Raw genomic sequence first — 1,095 nt, forward strand, 5'->3', positions numbered from 1 at the left:
AAAGCGGGTAACAAGTGCATCAAAGGGACGCCGCCTGCGGCGGCGCCCCTCATGCAAGCGTTATGTACTTATCTCACACCTCCAGCACACATGATTAAAGTATTGAATAAATCTTTCGAGATCAAAAGGAAACATCATTTCATATGGAGCCGATATCTAAAAAATTGGGCCATAGGTAAAGATGTACATTACCTGAAGAAAAAAGGAGGCCTTGGGTTTGATAGTGTGAGTGGTTTAGCATGTGAGCGTGACTTTTATAATATAGAGCCATTAAACAAATCAGATATTGATTTCATTACCAGGTGGAGCGAGATGTCTCCATCCAGCTACTTAAAGAAGTTGCATAGAGCATACCTTGCTCAGTTTATAGAGTTGTCCTCTATATCTGAAGAATTAAACTCAGACGATGAACATGATTCACATATAAGAAAAGTTATTATTCACAATAGTTTAGAAAACTTGCACTCATATTTTGAAAATGGTGTTTTAAATGTTCTACAAGAATTGGCATCAGGCAATATTTCCGTACTAAACGATAAAGATTCAATGCTCAGATTTTGCTCATACATAGGACAACAAGTCACAAGAACTAAACGATTTAAGACAAAATCTATAAATGAGATTGCAGAAAACACACCTCCAGAATATAAATTCTATTCTGATTTATTCGAAAAGAATTGGTGGTTTATAAGCTACATGCTAGGGTTGAATCTTGGGATGAGCCTTTTCGAATCCAGAAAAAACGACAGACACATTTTTATAGTCAATACTACAGATACGCCATTCATTACTAGTGACAATCCGTGTATCAATATTCATGAATGTTTAGAAGGCAAAGAACGACTATCTCCTCCAGAAAAATCCGACTTATTCTTCCCTATATCACCTAAATATGCATATATGATAAATGATTCTGATAAATATCATTTCCTTTCGAATGGTATAGAGGAAGGAATGGTAAAATTTTTAAATAGTAAAATTGCAACTAATAGAGATCATTATCTTTTTTCAAACACTGAAACCTCCATTAGAGAAGCATTGAAACAACGTACATAACAAGCGCATGGTTTGGACGCCGCAAGCGGCGCCCCACAT

The 1,095-nt window shown here is 36.1% G+C and carries 1 protein-coding gene; it reads left to right on the forward strand.

Annotated elements, in window-relative coordinates:
- A partial coding sequence (locus M3P05_RS20380; RefSeq protein WP_249701969.1) for a DUF4238 domain-containing protein occupies positions 1 to 1,056 on the forward strand: 1,056 nt, incomplete at its 5' end.
- Positions 1,057 to 1,095 lie beyond the last annotated feature (39 nt).

The sequence above is a fragment of the Parendozoicomonas callyspongiae genome (genome assembly GCF_023502345.1).
Classification (GTDB): Bacteria; Pseudomonadota; Gammaproteobacteria; order Pseudomonadales; family Endozoicomonadaceae; genus Sansalvadorimonas; species Sansalvadorimonas callyspongiae.